The organism is Haemophilus haemolyticus (genome assembly GCF_001008275.1).
Taxonomy (GTDB): Bacteria; Pseudomonadota; Gammaproteobacteria; order Enterobacterales; family Pasteurellaceae; genus Haemophilus; species Haemophilus haemolyticus_P.
The window spans coordinates 36595-51995 of record NZ_LCTH01000008.1 but is presented as its reverse complement, the minus strand read 5'-3'; the positions used below and the strand labels follow the sequence as shown (position 1 = coordinate 51995).

At 38.9% G+C, this 15401-nt stretch carries 15 protein-coding genes and 1 pseudogene; 2 read left to right on the top strand and 14 right to left on the bottom strand.

Going from position 1 to position 15401, the window contains the following annotated elements; all coding sequences use genetic code 11:
• Nucleotides 1–55 precede the first annotated feature (55 nt).
• The 7 genes from nqrF to AAX15_RS01165 all read right to left on the bottom strand — a co-directional run bounded on the left by nqrF (nucleotide 56) and on the right by AAX15_RS01165 (nucleotide 6443).
• Nucleotides 56–1291: an NADH:ubiquinone reductase (Na(+)-transporting) subunit F gene (gene nqrF / locus AAX15_RS01195; protein ID WP_046938729.1), complete on the bottom strand. Its 1236-nt coding sequence runs from the start codon at nucleotides 1289–1291 to the stop codon at nucleotides 56–58.
• Nucleotides 1292–1303: 12 nt separating this feature from the next.
• Nucleotides 1304–1900 (bottom strand): NADH:ubiquinone reductase (Na(+)-transporting) subunit E, encoded by a 597-nt coding sequence (gene nqrE, locus AAX15_RS01190; protein ID WP_005631374.1) that lies wholly within the window; start codon nucleotides 1898–1900, stop codon nucleotides 1304–1306.
• A gap of 3 nt (nucleotides 1901–1903) precedes the next feature.
• Nucleotides 1904–2530, bottom strand: coding sequence for an NADH:ubiquinone reductase (Na(+)-transporting) subunit D (gene nqrD, locus AAX15_RS01185; protein WP_005629349.1), 627 nt, complete (start codon nucleotides 2528–2530; stop codon nucleotides 1904–1906).
• Nucleotides 2530–3264 carry a Na(+)-translocating NADH-quinone reductase subunit C gene (locus AAX15_RS01180; RefSeq protein ID WP_005629176.1) on the bottom strand — a complete coding sequence of 245 codons (735 nt, stop codon included), beginning with the start codon at nucleotides 3262–3264 and terminating at the stop codon, nucleotides 2530–2532. The genes nqrD and AAX15_RS01180 overlap by 1 nt, the downstream gene beginning before the upstream one ends.
• The gene (locus AAX15_RS01175) at nucleotides 3257–4492 is read right to left on the bottom strand and encodes an NADH:ubiquinone reductase (Na(+)-transporting) subunit B (protein ID WP_046938727.1); all 1236 of its coding nucleotides are present in this window, start codon (nucleotides 4490–4492) and stop codon (nucleotides 3257–3259) included. Before AAX15_RS01175 ends, AAX15_RS01180 begins: the two co-directional genes overlap by 8 nt.
• 2 nt (nucleotides 4493–4494) lie before the next feature.
• A complete protein-coding gene (locus tag AAX15_RS01170; protein ID WP_046938763.1) occupies nucleotides 4495–5838 on the bottom strand; it encodes a Na(+)-translocating NADH-quinone reductase subunit A in 1344 nt (447 codons plus the stop codon).
• A gap of 293 nt (nucleotides 5839–6131) precedes the next feature.
• Complete coding sequence (locus AAX15_RS01165; RefSeq protein ID WP_046938726.1) at nucleotides 6132–6443, bottom strand: BolA family protein; 312 nt, start codon at nucleotides 6441–6443, stop codon at nucleotides 6132–6134.
• Between the two features lie 92 nt (nucleotides 6444–6535).
• Between AAX15_RS01165 and AAX15_RS01160 the strand changes: the two genes are divergently transcribed.
• Nucleotides 6536–7135: a YajG family lipoprotein gene (locus AAX15_RS01160; protein WP_046938725.1), complete on the top strand. Its 600-nt coding sequence runs from the start codon at nucleotides 6536–6538 to the stop codon at nucleotides 7133–7135.
• Between the two features lie 60 nt (nucleotides 7136–7195).
• Nucleotides 7196–7829, top strand: a pseudogene (locus AAX15_RS09580) (FAD-dependent oxidoreductase); the annotation flags it as partial.
• A 5-nt stretch (nucleotides 7830–7834) separates the two neighbouring features.
• Here the strand turns inward: AAX15_RS09580 and AAX15_RS01150 are convergent.
• The 7 genes from AAX15_RS01150 to AAX15_RS01120 all read right to left on the bottom strand — a co-directional run bounded on the left by AAX15_RS01150 (nucleotide 7835) and on the right by AAX15_RS01120 (nucleotide 15399).
• Nucleotides 7835–8701, bottom strand: a complete 867-nt coding sequence (locus AAX15_RS01150) for an alpha/beta hydrolase (protein ID WP_046938724.1) — start codon at nucleotides 8699–8701, stop codon at nucleotides 7835–7837.
• Between the two features lie 55 nt (nucleotides 8702–8756).
• Nucleotides 8757–10835 (bottom strand): TonB-dependent receptor domain-containing protein, encoded by a 2079-nt coding sequence (locus AAX15_RS01145; protein ID WP_046938723.1) that lies wholly within the window; start codon nucleotides 10833–10835, stop codon nucleotides 8757–8759.
• Between the two features lie 77 nt (nucleotides 10836–10912).
• The gene (locus tag AAX15_RS01140) at nucleotides 10913–11410 is read right to left on the bottom strand and encodes a TonB-dependent receptor domain-containing protein (protein WP_046938722.1); all 498 of its coding nucleotides are present in this window, start codon (nucleotides 11408–11410) and stop codon (nucleotides 10913–10915) included.
• Between the two features lie 186 nt (nucleotides 11411–11596).
• The gene (locus AAX15_RS01135) at nucleotides 11597–12505 is read right to left on the bottom strand and encodes a siderophore ABC transporter substrate-binding protein (protein ID WP_046938721.1); all 909 of its coding nucleotides are present in this window, start codon (nucleotides 12503–12505) and stop codon (nucleotides 11597–11599) included.
• 230 nt (nucleotides 12506–12735) lie between these two features.
• Nucleotides 12736–13503: an iron ABC transporter ATP-binding protein gene (locus AAX15_RS01130; protein WP_046938719.1), complete on the bottom strand. Its 768-nt coding sequence runs from the start codon at nucleotides 13501–13503 to the stop codon at nucleotides 12736–12738.
• Nucleotides 13494–14453, bottom strand: coding sequence for an iron chelate uptake ABC transporter family permease subunit (locus AAX15_RS01125; RefSeq protein WP_046938718.1), 960 nt, complete (start codon nucleotides 14451–14453; stop codon nucleotides 13494–13496). The genes AAX15_RS01130 and AAX15_RS01125 overlap by 10 nt, the downstream gene beginning before the upstream one ends.
• A complete protein-coding gene (locus AAX15_RS01120; RefSeq protein ID WP_196296037.1) occupies nucleotides 14446–15399 on the bottom strand; it encodes an ABC transporter permease in 954 nt (317 codons plus the stop codon). The genes AAX15_RS01125 and AAX15_RS01120 overlap by 8 nt, the downstream gene beginning before the upstream one ends.
• Nucleotides 15400–15401: the final 2 nt, after the last annotated feature.

Genomic DNA, 15401 nt, shown 5'->3' with positions numbered 1-15401 from the left:
ACCGCACTTCATCACAAAGTGCGGTCAGTGTTTATGATGAATTGATTAACTAAAATCAGCCACCAAAGTCATCTAATAAAATGTTTTCATCTTCAACACCAAGATCCTTCAACATTTTAATTACAGCTGCATTCATCACCGGAGGTCCACACATATAGTATTCACAATCTTCTGGTGCTTCATGATTTTTCAAGTAGTTTTCATAAAGTACATTGTGAATAAAGCCTGTATAGCCAGTCCAATTATCTTCAGGCAATGCGTCTGATAATGCAACATGCCATACAAAGTTTGGATTTTCAGCTTGTAATTGATCAAAGTCTTCTTGATAGAAAATTTCACGTTTAGAACGTGCACCATACCAGAATGACATTTTACGTTTAGAGTGAAGACGTTTTAATTGGTCAAAAATATGAGAACGCATTGGAGCCATACCCGCACCACCACCGATAAATACCATTTCGGCATCAGTTTCTTTCGCAAAGAATTCACCAAATGGGCCAGAAATAGTCACTTTATCACCAGCTTTTAATGACCAAATGTATGAAGACATTTGACCTGGAGGTGCATCTGGTTGGCGTGGCGGAGGCGTTGCAATACGTACGTTAAGCATAATGATGCCTTTCTCTTCAGGGTATGAAGCCATTGAGTAAGCACGAATAATATGCTCGTCCACTTTAGAGACATAACGCCATAAATCATATTTATCCCAGTCTTCATGGTATTCTTCAGGAATATCGAAATCCTTATAGTTCACCACATGTGGATCAGCTTCGATTTGAATATAACCACCCGCGCGGAATGGTACTTCCTCGCCTTCAGGAATAGCCAATTTAAGCTCTTTGATAAAGGTTGCTTTGTTATCGTTAGAAATAACAGTACATTCCCATTTTTTCACGCCGAAGATTTCTTCTGGAAGTTCAACTTCCATATTACCTTTCACGTTAACTTGACAAGCTAGACGATAACCTTCTTTTGCTTCACGTTTGTTAATGTGAGAAAGTTCGGTTGGAAGAATTTCTCCACCACCATTTTTCACTTTAACAATACATTGACCACAAGAGCCACCGCCGCCGCAAGCAGAAGACACGAAAATACCTTTACTTGCTAAAGCACCTAATAATTTGCCACCTGCAGGTAATGTGATCGCTTTTTCAGGATCGTCATTAATGCCGATAGTAATATCACCAGAATCGACTAATTTTGATTTCGCAAATAAGATGATCGCCACTAACACTAATACAATAACTGTAAATGCGGCAATACCGAGTGTAAGAATTACTGAATCGCTCATTGATTACACTCCTTATAATTGAATACCAGAGAAAGACATAAAGCCTAACGCCATTAAACCAACAGAAATAAAGGTAATACCTAAACCTTTTAACCCTGCAGGAATATCCGCATATTTCATTTTCTCAGTTAAGCCAGCAAGCGCCACAATCGCTAACATCCAACCTAAACCTGAGCCGAAACCATACACGATAGATTCAGGGAAATTGTAATCACGTTGAACCATGAAAGATACCCCACCAAAGATCGCACAGTTTACTGCGATTAACGGTAAGAAAATCCCTAATGCGTTATAAAGAGATGGCATAAATTTGTCTAATACCATTTCAAGAATCTGTACTAAACCAGCAATAACCCCAATGAAAGTAATGAAGTTCAAGAATGATAAATCTACACCTTCAATTAAAGCATTTTCTTTTAATACATTTGCATAAATTAATTGGTTTACCGGCACTGCGATACCAAGAACGAAAGTTACCGCAATACCAAGACCAAACGCAGTTGATACCTTTTTAGATACCGCTAAGAAAGTACACATTCCCAAGAAGAAGGAAAGTGCCATATTTTCAATGAAGACTGCCTTAACGAATAGGCTAATATAATGTTCCATTGATTACTTCTCCTGTTGCTCTGGTTTCCAAGTTCTTAATCCCCAGATAACAAATCCGATGATAAAGAATGCACTTGGTGCAAGTAGGAATAAACCATTTGCTTGGTACCAACCACCATTCTGAATGGTTTCAAAAATAGTCATACCAAATAATTTACCTGAACCGATAAGTTCACGGAAAAATGCTACGATAATTAACATCGCACCATAACCTAAACCATTACCGATACCATCTACAAAACTTTCAACGGGAGGCGACTTCATCGCAAATGCTTCAGCACGTCCCATTACGATACAGTTAGTGATAATCAATCCAACGAATACCGAAAGTTGTTTAGACAAACCATAAGCATATGCTTTTAATATTTGGTCAACAACGATTACAAGTGATGCAATAATTGCAAGTTGCACAATAATACGAATACTGTTTGGGATGTAGTTGCGAATCAGAGAAACAAAGAAACTTGATAACCCTGTTACCAAACTCACTGCAATCGCCATTACAACAGCAGTTTCTAATTTTGTTGTTACCGCTAATGCAGAACAAATACCCAAAATTTGTAATGCAATCGGGTTGTTCTTAACAACTGGAGCTAACAACAGATCTTTATAATTTGCTTTTTCAGACATTAGTTTGCTCCCGCATGAAGTTTTTCAAGATATGGACCAAAACCGTTCGCACTAAACCAATAATCAAACGTACCCTGTACGCCATTACCAGTTAAAGTCGCGCCAGATAAACCATCAATACTATGCTCATCTTGTGGAGCTTGCCCTTTCACGATGTGAATTGCAGGTTGATGTTGTTCATCAAATAATTTTTTACCTTTAAATAAACTTGCCCAGTTTGGATTTTCAATCTCACCACCCAATCCTGGTGTTTCACCATGTTGGTAGTAAGTGATTCCATTAATAGTATTACCATCTGGTTGAACAGATACTAGACCATACATCACTGACCATAAGCCAGTTCCATAAATTGGTAAAATAACTTGTTGAGTTTTACCTTGTTCATCTTTTACAAGATAAACTTCAGTCGTTTTGCTACGAGAACGAATACGTGCTTTATCGGCATCAGCAGGAATTGCTTGTTGGCTATCATCTGCTTGTTGTGTGTATTCACCCGTTGCTAAATCAACGAAACGGGGCTCAATAAATTTTGCATAAGTTTCTTTTACATTAGTATTTTCTTGTAAAAGACCAGCTACATTTAAGATATTTTTTTGTTTATCGAGTAACTTTTGTTCTTCTTGTGCAGGCTTTAACATTACTGCGGAACCAGCAACAATAATGGAACAAACTAAACTCAGTAGCAATACGACAAGAATTGTACCGCCTACGCTGTCTTTATTAAACTTAGCCATTTGTTCTTGCTCTCCGACGTTTGATATTTGCTTGAACAACGATGTAGTCGAAAATCGGTGCAAATAAGTTTGCAAATAAAATCGCTAACATCATGCCTTCCGGATAAGCTGGGTTTACAGTACGAATTAATACAGCCATTACACCAATTAATGCACCGTACCACCACTTACCTGCATTGGTAAAGGATGCTGAAACAGGGTCTGTTGCCATAAATACCATACCTAATGCAAATCCACCTAAAACAAGGTGCCAATGCCAAGGCATTGAGAACATTGGGTTAGTATCAGAACCAACTAAATTGAATAGAGTTGAAGTTGCAATCATACCAATCATCACACCAGCAATAATGCGCCACGCTGCAATACGAGTGAACACAATCACTGCACCACCGATTAAAATTGCAAGCGTAGAAACTTCGCCCATTGAACCAGGTAAGTTACCAACAAAAGCATCCATCCAAGTGATTGGAGCACCACTTACTGTGTGTTGTAATGCTCCCTGACCACCTTGTGACCACTGTGAAAGTGCGGTTGCGCCAGAGAAACCATCTGCAGCAGTCCAAACAGTATCGCCTGAAATTTGAGCTGGATAGGCAAAGAATAAGAAAGCTCGACCAGCAAGTGCAGGGTTCATAAAGTTACGACCAACGCCACCAAAAATTTCTTTTGCAACAACGATACCAAAAGTAATACCTAATGCAGCTTGCCATAATGGCAATGTTGGTGGAACGATTAATGCAAATAAAATGGTTGAAACGAACATCCCTTCATTTACTTCATGACCACGCACGACTGAGAACAATAATTCCCAAATTGTACAAACGGTGAACACCACTAAGTAAATAGGTAAAAAGAAAATTGCACCCAGCGCCATTTTTGAGCCCCAAGTTGCATTGGCAGTTAAATCTAAACCTAATGAACTTGCAAGGGCATAGTGCCAATCATTAGCAATTAGTTGATCTAAATTGCCTAATTGATTTAAGGCTGGAATCGCTTGGTTACCCACATTGTACATCCCATAGAAAATCGCAGGGAACAACGCAAGGAAAACCGTAATCATCATACGTTTTGAGTCTAACGCATCACGAACGTGAGTGTTTTTGTGCGTTACTGTACCTGGTGTATAAAGCAAGGTATAAATCGATTCAAAGATCGGATAAAGCTTGCTGTATTTACCACCTGGTAAAAACGCGGGTTCCATTTTTTCAAAAAGATTTTTCAAACCCATTTTTAACCTTCCTTCTCAATCTTATCTAGTACTTGACGCAAGATTGAACCGTATTCATATTTGCCTGGGCAAACGAAAGAGCATAATGCTAAGTCTTCTTCGTCTAATTCAAGACAACCTAACGCTTGCGCGCCATCGGTATCGCCCACGATTAAATCACGTAATAATAATGTCGGTAAAATATCCAACGGCATAACACGCTCATAGCTACCAATTGGTACCATTGCACGCTCACCACCGTTTTCTGCGGTAGTAAAATTGAATAATTTCTTACCGAAGTGACCTAACACTGTACGAGTAATTGAATATTTATTTGATTGCGGTGTAATCCAGCCGAGGAATTCTTTCTCATTACCTTCAGCGATTACCGATACTTGCAATGCATAACGACTTAAATAGTCATGAGCACCTTTTGCAGTTTGTCCACAAAGCACTGAACCAGAAATTACGCGATTTTCACCCGCACTTAATTCATTTTGGGTTAATTGAGAGAGATTAGCGCCAATTACAGTGCGAATTAAACGAGGTTCTTTCACTTGCGGACCAGCAAGAGAAATAACACGTTCAACATAAAGCTCACCTGTTGTAAATAATTTGCCTACCGCAATCACATCTTGATAGTTGATGTGCCATACAGTTTTATTTACACCAACAGGATCAATAAAATGAATATGAGTACCAACAAGACCTGCAGGGTGGACGCCACCAAAATCATGAATCTGTAAATTTTCAAGATCAACAGTTGGGATATTGGTATCACCTGCTTTACACAAGTGTAACGGTTTTGAAGGGAATAAACGACTTAATACTGTCAAACCATTCGTGAAATCTTGCCAAAATTCTTTTAGCACGATTGCAGGATCTGCGGCTAATGGATTGGTATCCATTGCATTCACGAAAATTGAGGCTGGTTCACTATCAATCGCAGGCACTTTGCTAAATGGACGAGTACGTAATGCAGTCCATAAACCTGATTCAACAAGGTTTTGTTTTACTTGTTCAGAAGAAAGCGTATTCAATTGTTCTGCACTATATTTTGAGAAAGTGATTTGCTCATTTCCTTCCACATTAATTACGACAGATTGTAATACACGCTTCTCACCACGATTGATTACAGTGATAGTACCACTTGCTGGGGCTGTAAAAATCACACCTGGATTTTTCTTGTCTTCAAAAAGCACTTGGCCTTTCTTTACAACATCGCCTTCGCGCACCTTCATCGAAGGGCGCATCCCCACATACTCCTCACCTAGAATCGCAACTTGATTCACAACATTTCCGTTGTGGATTACTTGTGCCGGTTTTCCCGCAATTGGGAGATCCAAGCCTTTCTTAATTGTAATCATACTGTTTGCACTACTTTTCAAGGTTAAAAATACAATTGCAAATAAGCAAGTTAAATGCAATCTCGTGTTTGAGCGTGGCAAAATGCCTTTAAAAAGACATTAATGCCACAAAAATAAAAAACTCAAATCGGTTAACTTCACGATAAACATCCTTATCGAGAAATTGAATTTGGATAAAACTAAGCGCCTTATTCTAGCGAAAATCTGCTTTTTTCGCTACTTAAACGCCTACTTTTTTGTAAAAACCTTTTGCGATATATCAAAAAAATGTTACATCTTCATAACATAAAAAATTAATGTCCAACGCCTGCGCATTTAGTTGAAGCGGGAATTTTCTCATTTAACTCGCCCCATTCCTCTACGGTAAACAAGTGCAATGCTAACGCATGAACACCGCCATTAAGCTCATCTGCAAACAATTGATAAACACGTTGATGACGCTGCACTTTACGCATTTCTTCAAAAACATTACTCACAATCACACATTTAAAATGAGATTCCTCGCCACGACCAGAACTATGTAAGTGGCTTTCATTTTCTACACTAAAAAAGTGCGGTTGAAATTCTAGTTGAATTTTTTGTTCGATAGTTTGTTGAACAGACATCATAAATCTCCACAAAATCACAATGAAACGCTATACATTAGCAATGAAGTTTGCAAGAATAACACAGTTTTAACTGGCTCATTGGGGAAATTATGACATTATCAAACAAAATCAAAACATTATCAGCAGTAAGTATTGCAGCAGCTACGCTGTTCCTTGCTGGCTGCCAAGCACAATCAAATACATTAACGTTCACACCACCAGCACCGAATGCCACAATGAACATTAATCAAAATGCGATTGTGTATGTAACAACAAAAGATAGCCGCACAACGCAAGATATCGCTAGCTATACCAAACGTGGAGAACTCATTAAATTAAATTCATCACCGAGTGTTACACAATTATTCCAACAAGTGATGCAACAAAATCTTATTAGTAAAGGTTTCCGAATTGGGCAATCCAATGGTTCAAATGCGTGGGTAACTGTAGATGTACGTGAATTTGGTACGCAAGTAGAACAAGGTAATCTTCGTTATAAACTTAATACCAAAATTCAAGCGACTGTTTATGTTCAAGGCGCGAAAGGCTCATACAATAAAGCATTTAATGCTACTCGTTCACAAGAAGGCGCATTAAACGCGGATAATGACGAAATTCAAAAAGTTCTATCTCAAACATTTAACGATATTGTGAATAACATTTATCAAGATCAAGAAGTATCCGCGGCTATTAACCAATATTCTAATTAATCGCATAGCTAATTAGATATATCTTAAGTGAGGAAGGTTAATATAATCTTCCTCATTTTTGTATTAGCGAAAAATAACATTGATGTAATTAACGGTTTCGGAAAATTTGTAGATTCCCATACCATTGAAGTAACACTTGCTGATTGCACAAAAGAACAAGTAACTGCAGATCATATTTTAATCGCAACAGGTGGTCTCCCATATCATCCAAACATTAAGAACAAGAATACGGTATTAATTCAGATAGGTTCTTCGCATTAACAGAATTACCAAAGCACGCAGCTGTTATCGGCGCAGGCTATATTACTGTTGAAATTTCTGGTGTATTAAACAGCCTAGGCGAACGCATTTATTAGTGCGTCGCCATGCGCCAATGCGTAATCAAGATCCATTAATCGTAGAAACATTAGTGGAAGTACTTGCGCAAGATGGAATTCAATTACATACCAATTCCACGCCATCTGAAATTTTTAAAAATGTAGATGGCTCTCTTACAGTAAAATGTAATGGTCAATCTGATATTATCATGGACTGTGTTATTTGGGCGGTCGGTCGTGTTCTGGCTACAAATAAAATTGGCTTAAAAAATGCAGGCGTAGAAACAAATGAACGCGGCTATGTTAAAGTAGATAAATATCAAAATACCAATGTGACAGACATTTATGCCGTAGGAGATATTATCAAAATAGGTCTTATTTTTTACCTATCATTTTGCATAAAATCTAAAGAATACTTTATTGCGTCAATAATTGAATCCCCGTGATTTTTGTTCGGGATCCATTTAAATGTTGTATGATTGCCTTGAGCTTGTAATTTTTCCGCTAATTGTTGAGCATTAAATGGTCGCATCTTCTTTCGTTGCTCAATGCGTTGTTGCTGCTCCTCTGTCATTTTAGGATCTTGTTCCGGATATTCTTCATATTCGCCTAAAGTGATTAAAATATGCTTAGGATGAAATGTAATCCAAGATTCATTTTTAGACAAAAACGCACCGTTTCCCCACCAAAGTGATGGACTCGCCAAGGTGTAATATTGGAATAAATCCGGCTGATGAAACAGCACGTAAAGACCAAACAATCCCCCAAAGGAATGCCCAAAGAAATATTGCTTTTCAGGATTAATGTTGTAATTTTTCTCAATACTCGGTTTAATTTTAGTTTGGATAAAACGTAAAAAATCTCCCGCGCCACCACCTTGCTTAAACTTATCACCTTGTGCTGGAAACGTGTAATCTCTTTGACGCTCTTCAATGACATAGGCTTTTTCTGAAACATAACCAATGCCTACAATCAACGGTAACGGTAAATTAGCATTCACTGCATTTACCGCTAAAGGAAATTGCGCATTGCCATCAAGTGTATAAAACACCGATAAATTGTGCTGTCGTCTTTTCGGTTCGGCGATAAATAAACGATAACGTTTATTCTCAAACACTAAATCTTGTTGATGAATGTGATAAAGTGCGGTTATTTTCGGATTTATTTTAGAAATAGAAAAATCAGGTGCAGCCATAGCTATATTGATCGCCCCTAAATAGAAAAAAAGAATTTTAAATAAAGTACTCATAAGAAAAAGAAAGCTACATTTAGGCGGTGCTAAATGTAGCTTATTTTCGTGTTAATTAGAATGTAACATTCAGGTTCGTCCAAAAACGTCGGCCTTCTTCAACCGTCCAGCTTCCCCCATTCGTATTCACGCGTTCACCAATTTGATTGCCAATATTAAGCACTGCTAAGCTTAAGGATACATTAGGGTTAAATTTGTAAGTTGTCCCTAAATCCACTGTGGTGTAAGCTGCGCGGGTTCGATAGTGATTTTTGCTATCGCCATTACGAGGGTTCGCCCATATTTGTTTGCCTTTATAAGCAATACGTGTATAAGCACTCAAGGCATCATTCATTTGCCAGTTTAATTTAGCACTCGCTGCATGTTTTGGTGTATTATCAAGCGGTAAGCCACGTAGGCTCATTTTGGATGCAGAAATATCTTCATCAGATTGGCGTTTAGAGTGTTGATATGTGTAACTCATATCAACATTCCAATGTTCATTGAATGGAATATGAGTGGCAATTTCAGTGCCTTTAATATTCGCACGTCCAACATTAGCATACTCATAAAGTTTTGCCTTCATAACTGGATCAGTTAAACCGGTATAATGGCTCGTTAATTTATTTTTAAAATCCGTATTAAATAAGGTAATGCTCGCGTTATAACCATTATTATTGGTATAAACTAACGCAATTTCTTCGTTCACACTAGTTTCTGGTTTTAAATTTTTATTACCATAAATAACCCCTGCGCCAGCCTCTGTGGATGTCACATAACTTTCACTGATTTCACGAATACTTGGTGCTTTAAAAGCTTTACTTACACCACCTTTTAACGAGAAATTATCATTGATATGATAAACAGCATAAACTCTTGGGCTCCAATGTGAACCATATTTTTCATGATGATCAAGACGAGATCCCAGCGTTAATAAAATGTCTTTGCCAATATCAATGCGATCTTCTAAGAAAAGTGCGGATTGTTTTACGCTATTTTTACTATTTTCAAATACGGCTCTTGAGGTTTTATGACCATTTGGTAAAGTTTTTGTTAAAACACGTGTTACCGAGTCATCTTGTAATTTAGCTTGTTGAACCTGCCCGCCAAATACAAAGAAATGATTGGATAAAGGCAGCATAAATTTTGCATCAAAGACATTATTTTTGATTTCTGGTTTACGGGTATTCATCACGCCATTAACACTGACTTCGCGTTTTGCAATTTCTTGTGAAAAACTTAATTCTGATGTCATCACATCCCAATCAGCTTGATGTGTGATAGACCAATGATTACGGCTTGCACGAGTAGAACTTGGATTATTAGGCGTGACTGTTGTGCCACGTGTTGTGGTCAAATCAATGGTTTTCCCCGGTGTTTCATCTTTTTCTAAACGATGGTGCCCCGCCTCAAAAATAAAGGTTTGTTTATCAACCGGCGTAAAAGTCAATTTCGCATTCAAATTTTGATCTTTATTTTTATTCGATGCGCCAATCAAGCTATCTTCTTGACGATAGTTACCTCCACCATAAACCTGAAGACCTAATACATCCTTAACAAGTGGACCTGACACAAAGAAATCACCATGATAACCATCACCAAAGTCTGACTTATCATGTACGGTAAATCCTGTCGAAACCGATCCTGTCCATTCTTTTGTTGCATTTTTCGTGATGATATTTACCACGCCCCCCATCGCATCTGAGCCGTAGAGCGATGACATTGGTCCACGAACAACCTCAATTCGTTCAATTGCACTAACAGGCGGAATAAATCCTCCTTCAAATCCACCATTACCATTTGGGCGGGATTCACGCGTATTTTGACGACGACCATCCACCATAATTAAAGTGTAGTCCGGCGGTAAGCCGCGAATAGAAATATCGGTTCGGTTTGCATTACTCCCACTTACATTCACTCCGGGAATATCTTGCAACGCGTTCTCTAAGCGATTAGAAGGATGCGATCTTAATTGCGCTTGATTCACCACGCTAATACTTGCCGGCGCATCACGTAATTCTTGCGCCGTACCAGAGGCCGTAACCACAATCGCATCAAGGGTTTCAGTATTTTTCTCCGTAGCTGCTGCATTGGTTGCAAAGGCAGCAAGAATTGACAGACTTAAAAGTGAAAGTTTTATTTTGAATGGGTTCATAGTTTGTCCTTAAATTTGTGATGATTAATGTTCAAAAATAATGGGAAAATCGACCGCACTTTTGCGACCGATTTTACCTAGAATGTCCAATCGAATTTCATCATAACTGTGCGTGGGCGACCATAGAAATTGTTCATCCCACGAGTGCGGTTGTAATTGTTCTCGAAATAGATTTTATCCGTTAAGTTCGTCCCAATTAGGCTTAACTTAGCGTGCGGATTAAATTCATATTGAATATTCGCATCCCAAAGAGCGTAACCGGCTTGATTGATGCCATATAAACTGCTTGTTGGGCTTTGTGCAGAAACACCACCACCGATGGTTAATTTTGTATTTGGGATATGATAAGAAGTCGCCAAGCGGAACATTTGAACCGGTGTGAAGTTACTGAAGTTATAAGGATCCGCTTGTGTGTTTTTCTCTAGACGTTCAGCATTCACTTCTTGAGCATTTTTATATTTGCTCTTATTGTAAGTGTAACCTAAAAAGAGTTGCCAGTTTTCAGTGAGATTCCCTGCAGCTTCGAGTTCAAAGCCCTTACTTTCAACTATTCCTATTAGTTTCTTGTGTTCCATACATTTCTCCATTTGCTTACGTCACTGAATAATTATAAAAAAGAAAGAATAGAGAATACCCCAAAGCTATGCCAACGATAATGATTTACATTATTTTAGTAAAGTGTAAATTTAGGTTTTTGAGTGAAAAAGAAAATCGGCGAGCCAAAAGAACCGCCGACTTATCAAAAAAGAAAAATATTTCGTTTATTTCACCGCTTTTTCAAGCTCCGCAGCAATAATCTCCATGGATTCCAATCCTCCAAAAGCCAAATACCAATTTGCGGCATCTAAATATACGATGTGGTTGTTTTTAAAGGCGTTTGTTTGTTGGATGAGGGAATTATCAAGCACTTTTTGTGCGTTGTTTACTTTGTCGGTGACTGCCGCTGTACGATCCACTACAAGTAAATAATCCGGATTTTTTTCTAAAATATATTCAAAACCAACGCTCATTCCGTGAGTGGAAGATTTAATGTTCGGATCCGCCGGTTTAAAGCCAAATTTTTGATACACCATGCTGTAACGCGAGTTGTCGCCAAATGCGCTGATTTTGCTTTCATTTACTAACACGAGCAACGCCGTTTTGCCTTTCGCATCTTTTGCTACTTGCGCTACTTTGCTTTCTAAAGCATCCAATTTTTCTTTTGCCACGGCGTCTTTATTGAAAATTTTACCAAGCGCGGTTACATTTTCTTGGAAACTTGGGTAGTAATTGGCGTAGTCGTTTTGTACATAGAACACCGGCGCGATTTCTTTCAATTTATCCAATAATTTTTGTTGGCGTGGCGCGGCGATAATTAAATCCGGATTGAGTTCGTTGATGGCTTCAAATGCTGGTTCAGGTAGGGTGCCGACGTCTTTGAATTTGTCTTGGTTGAACTCAGCCAAATACGATGGAATATGCCCTGCTTTCGGGAAGCCCACGATTTTACCAGCATCGCCTAAGGCACGGATGGTATCCGCTACGCCAAAATCCAGCACCACCACTTTTTGAGGATTTTGTGGCACGATTTGTTCACCGGCTGCATTTTTTATGGTGATGTCTTGTGCATTTGCCGTTGCCGCTGCGAAAACTGCAATGCTAAGTGCGGTGAGTTTTTTCAATGTTTTCATAGTGTTTCCTGTGTAATGTTATTAAGGTAAAAAATGCTCCGCTCACCCTGTTTACAGAGGAGGGGCGCAAGTTGAGAGAGGAACCCAATATCGCCCCCTTTCGCTCTTTGGGCACGTTATTCGCTACGCTTACCCCATAGGGTTCATTGGCAAAGCCAACGCTCAAAATGCTATGTATTTTGTCCCCCACAAGCAGTGGGAGGGCAAGATACTTTTTATTTAATAAAAGATCATTCCTGACGAAAATAAACCGCAATCCTTCTTCCATCAATTTCTTGAATCGGAATCGTCATTTCGTAAATATCCTGCAGTACTGGTGATTGCATCATTTCTTCCACAGAACCTTGTGCAACGAGCTTGCCTTGTTTCATGGCGATAATGTAATCAGAATAACAGGACGCAAAATTGATATCATGAATCACAATTACGACGGTTTTATTCAGCTCTGTGACGAGTTTATGCAGCACCTGCATAATTTGCACGGAATGTTTCATATCCAAATTATTGAGCGGTTCATCGAGCAAAATATAATCTGTATCCTGCGCTAAAGTCATCGCAATATAGGCGCGCTGGCGTTGTCCACCACTTAGGTTTTCAATGTATTGATGGCGAATTTCATCTAAATTCATATAAGCAATAGCGTTGCTGATAAAAGTGCGGTCATTTTCGGTGAGATTTCCTTTAGAATAAGGAAAACGACCGAATGCCACCAATTCTTCCACGGTAATGCGCAAATTAATGTGATTGGATTGTTTTAAGATGGCTAATTGGCGCGCAATGTCAGTACTTTTTTGTTCATTCAGTAACTGATTATTCAGATACACTTCGCCGCTATCGGCTGCTAACAATCGGCTGATAATGCCTAGAAGGGTGCTTTTTCCTGCACCATTCGGGCCGATAAAAGATGTAATTTTCCCGGTGGGAATGGTGAGTGATACATCATCTACCACTTTTTTTGAGCCGTAAGATTTATGAATATGTTTGATTTCTATTGCCATTTTTTATTTGCTCTCAATAACAGAGAAAGGAAATATATGCCGCCCACAAAATTAATGATCACGCTCAGTGGTGTGCTGAAAGTAAACACTTGCGCCAATAAAAATTGTCCGCTTACTAAGGTAAAAACAGAAAGTAACATGGCTGCCGGAATAAGGAATTTATGACGATAATCACGCATAAATTCAAAGGTCACATTCATCACCAGCAAGCCTAAAAAAGTCAATGACCCCACAAGCGCGGTGGAAACAGACATTAAAATTGCCACAATAATCAGCAGTTTTTTAATAATCACTTGATAATCCACGCCCAAATTAATCGCCTGTTCACGCCCCAGTGCCAGCACATCCAAGTATTTCCAATAACGCAAGCTAAACAGTATGACAACAATCAAAATCACCAACGCTAACCAAAGAATATGAGTATTGATTCGGTTGAAACTGGCAAAGCCAATATCTTGCGAGATTTGGAATTCATTGGGGTCAATTAATACTTCCATAAAGGTCGTTAGACTGCCAAAAAACGTGCCAAACACAATCCCGACGAGCAATAAAAAGAAAATATTCTGTGATTCCTTTTTGAACAGAAAATAATAGAGCGCAAGCATAAAGCAAATCATCACGCTAGTACTGCAGAGAAAAAGCGTAATCGGATTGAGGGAAAGTAGCGTGTTCGAACCGAATAAAAACAAAATGCCTGTTTGGATTAATAAATACAGTGAGTCCACCCCTAAAATGCTCGGCGTGAGAATGCGATTATTTACCACTGTTTGGAAAAGCATCGTAGCTAACGCAATCGCAATGCCTGTCACAATAATCGCTGTTACCGATAAAGCGCGATTGGTTAAAGCATATTGCCAGCGGTTTGGTAAATGATAGCCAAGATATAAGGAAATGCTCACGAGCACCAGAATCCCTAAAGTCACTAAATGAAGGAACGATGATTTACGCATAACGCTCCCGTTTCAGTAAGAAATACAAGAAAATTCCGCTGCCAATCACACCAACAACAGCATTAATAGAAATCTCGTAAGGGTAAATTAGGCTGCGCCCCAAAATATCGCAGAACAACACAAAAACAGCCCCTAAAAGTGCGGTGTGAGAAAGGTTTTTTTTCAAGTTATCGCCCAAATACAATGTGACGAGATTCGGCACAATCAAGCCTAAAAAAGGAATTACGCCAACAGATACAATAATAATCGACGACACCGTTGCCACAATCATCAGACCAACATAAAGTACTTGGTTATAATTTAAGCCGAGATTGGTAGCGAAATCTTTACCCATTCCGACGATAGAAAAACGATGCGCAAATAGATAAGACACAATCAACATAGGGATGCTGAAATAAAGCAGCTCGTAGCGGCCGCTCATGATAAGAGAAAAATCTCCTTGTAACCAGCCAGAAAGGTTCTGCAACAAATCTTGTTGATAAGCGATAAAAGCAGTAATCGAACTAATGATATTGCCGAACATCATCCCTACTAAAGGTACAAAAATCGTATCTTTGAATTTCAGGCGGGATAGGAGCGTCATAAATAACAGCGAGCCAAGGAAAGACACCAGTACCGCGATAGTGGTTTTCAGCAGCATCGAGGCACCTGGAAAAAATAGAATCGCCAGCAAAATCCCAAGACGCGCGCTATCCATTGTGCCAGCGGTTGTTGGCGATACAAAACGATTTCGGCTCAGTTGCTGCATCACCAAGCCACAAATACTCAACGACGCGCCAGCAATCAAAATACTCACCAAACGCGGCACGCGACTATCAAGAAAAATCTGCCATTGATTGCCTTTAAAATGGAGCAAGCCCTGTAAATTAACCGTACTTATGCCAAGAAAAAGAGAAATAGCGGAAAGTAAAACTAATAGAAAAACTAAGTATCGCCGTTTAAACATCA

Bases quoted from the DNA above. Each gene is read 5' to 3' on its own strand.
- AAX15_RS01130 (WP_046938719.1), bottom strand. From the start codon at position 13,503: ATGGCAATAGAAATCAAACATATTCATAAATCTTACGGCTCAAAAAAA.
- AAX15_RS01175 (WP_046938727.1), bottom strand. From the start codon at position 4,492: ATGGGTTTGAAAAATCTTTTTGAAAAAATGGAACCCGCGTTTTTACCA.
- nqrF (WP_046938729.1), bottom strand. From the start codon at position 1,291: ATGAGCGATTCAGTAATTCTTACACTCGGTATTGCCGCATTTACAGTT.
- AAX15_RS01170 (WP_046938763.1), bottom strand. From the start codon at position 5,838: ATGATTACAATTAAGAAAGGCTTGGATCTCCCAATTGCGGGAAAACCG.
- AAX15_RS01165 (WP_046938726.1), bottom strand. From the start codon at position 6,443: ATGTCTGTTCAACAAACTATCGAACAAAAAATTCAACTAGAATTTCAA.
- AAX15_RS01150 (WP_046938724.1), bottom strand. From the start codon at position 8,701: ATGAGTACTTTATTTAAAATTCTTTTTTTCTATTTAGGGGCGATCAAT.
- AAX15_RS01120 (WP_196296037.1), bottom strand. From the start codon at position 15,399: ATGTTTAAACGGCGATACTTAGTTTTTCTATTAGTTTTACTTTCCGCT.
- AAX15_RS01125 (WP_046938718.1), bottom strand. From the start codon at position 14,453: ATGCGTAAATCATCGTTCCTTCATTTAGTGACTTTAGGGATTCTGGTG.
- AAX15_RS01135 (WP_046938721.1), bottom strand. From the start codon at position 12,505: ATGAAAACATTGAAAAAACTCACCGCACTTAGCATTGCAGTTTTCGCA.
- nqrD (WP_005629349.1), bottom strand. From the start codon at position 2,530: ATGTCTGAAAAAGCAAATTATAAAGATCTGTTGTTAGCTCCAGTTGTT.
- AAX15_RS01140 (WP_046938722.1), bottom strand. From the start codon at position 11,410: ATGGAACACAAGAAACTAATAGGAATAGTTGAAAGTAAGGGCTTTGAA.
- AAX15_RS01160 (WP_046938725.1), top strand. From the start codon at position 6,536: ATGACATTATCAAACAAAATCAAAACATTATCAGCAGTAAGTATTGCA.
- AAX15_RS01145 (WP_046938723.1), bottom strand. From the start codon at position 10,835: ATGAACCCATTCAAAATAAAACTTTCACTTTTAAGTCTGTCAATTCTT.
- nqrE (WP_005631374.1), bottom strand. From the start codon at position 1,900: ATGGAACATTATATTAGCCTATTCGTTAAGGCAGTCTTCATTGAAAAT.
- AAX15_RS01180 (WP_005629176.1), bottom strand. From the start codon at position 3,264: ATGGCTAAGTTTAATAAAGACAGCGTAGGCGGTACAATTCTTGTCGTA.